The organism is Mesorhizobium sp. M2A.F.Ca.ET.037.01.1.1, from assembly GCF_003998075.1.
Lineage (GTDB): Bacteria > Pseudomonadota > Alphaproteobacteria > Rhizobiales > Rhizobiaceae > Mesorhizobium.
Map to the genome: position 1 here is coordinate 1 of NZ_RZSA01001140.1, position 1,913 is coordinate 1,913.

Below are 1,913 nucleotides of genomic sequence, written 5' to 3' on the forward strand. Positions count from 1 at the left end.
CTATTATGGCGACCTGCTCGGCGCCGACAGCCATGTCTATGGCTATGAGGTCGACGGCCTCGATTTCGAGATCCGCTGCGGCCTGCCCTACCCGACCGCGGATAGCGGCGCGCCCGACGGCCTGCAGGTGCTGGCGGTCGGCATGGCGAGCCAGGTCGAGGAAAGCGCCGACATCCCGATCGAGGACCAGTTCCTCACCGACGAGGATGGCCGCTTCACCGCCGAGACGCTTTTCGGCGAGGCGAGCGACGCCAATCTCGACAAGGTGAAGCGCGGCAACGGCATGATCGTCAATTTCCCGCGCGGCAAGGGCGAGGTGTTCCATGCCGGAAGCTGCGAATGGGTCGCCGGCCTGCTAAGGCAGGACGCGATGGTCGAACGCGTGACCAAGAATGTTCTCGACCGCTATCTTGGCCGAGACGAGAGGGGCGAATGAGCACTGCGCAGTCGATCGAAACCGTCAGCCGGCCGAACCTCTTCCACTTCACGCGACGGCCCCAGCCGATGGTGGATCGCGCCGATGGCATCTATCTGTGGGACAAGAGCGGCCGCCGCTACATCGATGGATCGAGCGGCGCGGTCAACGTCAATGTCGGTCACGGCAATCGCAACGTCATCGATGCGATGAAGCGGCAGCTTGACCGCGTCAGCTTCGCCTACATCTTCCAATTCGAGAACAAACAGGCCGTCGCGCTGGCGCGGGAGTTGGCCGAGCGGCTTCCGAACGGGCTCGAGCGCATTTATCTCGTTTCCGGCGGTTCCGAGGCGGTCGAGGCCTGCCTCAAGCTCGCGCGCCAATGGGCTGTCGCGACAGGCCAGGACAAGCGCTGGAAAATCATCGGTCGCATGCCCTCCTATCACGGCATCACGCTTGGCACGCTTGCCGTCACCGGCGACGATGTCCTGACCAAGACATTCGACCCGCTCGGACAGCCGATGCCGCTGGTGCCGGCCCCGTTTGTCCATCGCGACCAAGATAATCTGTCGCTGGAAGAGCGCGGCGTCCGCTACGCCGACATGCTTGAGGAAAAGATCCTGGAACAAGGCCCCGAAAGCGTGCTTGCCTTCATCATGGAGCCGATTGGCGGCGCGGCGACCGCGGCACTGGTCCCACCCGCAAGCTATTTTGCCCGGATCCGCGAAATCTGCGACCGCTACGGCATCCTGCTGATCCATGACGAGGTCATGACCGGCATCGGGCGCACCGGCAAGTTCCTGGGCGGCGACCATTGGAGCTGCCGGCCGGATATCGTCGCGCTGTCGAAAGGGCTGAGCTCCGGCTACGCGCCCTTGGGGGCACTTGCCGCGACGGAGAGGATCGTCGGGCCGGTCGTTGCGGCAGGCGGCTTCCTGCATGGCCATACCTATGGCGGTAACCCTGTCGCCTGCGCGGCCGGCGTTGCCGTTCTCGGCGAAGTCGACCGCCTTGGCTTGGTCGAGAATTCCGCCGTCATGGGCGAAGTGCTGAGGGGCGAACTCGAAGCGCTGTCGGGTCGCTTTCCTTTCATTGCCGACGTGCGAGGCAAGGGCCTGTTCATGGGTGCGGAGCTCTACGCCGACCCCTTGGCCAGGACGCCGTTGCCACAGAATCTCAACGCCAATTTGCGGCTCATCGATCTGGCCTTCGAGCGTGGACTCATCATCTACTCGCGGCGCGTGCGCGGCGGGCCGGTGAGTGATAATTTCATGGTCTGCCCGCCTTTGATCACAACCCGCGAACAGATCGGCGAGATCATCGCGGTGCTTGGCGACACGCTGGAGGCACTTGCCGCCGAACTTGACCTGCCGGTCAATCACTGAGCCCTCGCCAAGGGAGAGCCGATATGGAGAGAGTGCTTGTCTCGGCCTGCCTGCTCGGAAGCAAGGTGCGCTACAACGGCTCGTTTCGGCTCGATCACCATCCCGTACTGGCG

The 1,913-nt window shown here is 63.9% G+C and carries 1 protein-coding gene and 1 pseudogene; both read left to right on the top strand.

What is annotated here, in order from left to right; translation table 11 throughout:
- Positions 1 to 436 (top strand): annotated as a pseudogene (locus EOA27_RS34360) (hypothetical protein); the annotation flags it as partial.
- Entirely contained in the window at positions 433 to 1,800 is a 1,368-nt protein-coding gene (locus tag EOA27_RS34365; protein WP_126082515.1) for an aspartate aminotransferase family protein, read from the top strand. The pseudogene EOA27_RS34360 and the gene EOA27_RS34365, both read left to right, overlap by 4 nt.
- Positions 1,801 to 1,913 lie beyond the last annotated feature (113 nt).

What these genes read in the sequence shown, in the direction of transcription:
- EOA27_RS34365 (WP_126082515.1), top strand. Translation starts at nt 433, where the DNA reads ATGAGCACTGCGCAGTCGATCGAAACCGTCAGCCGGCCGAACCTCTTC.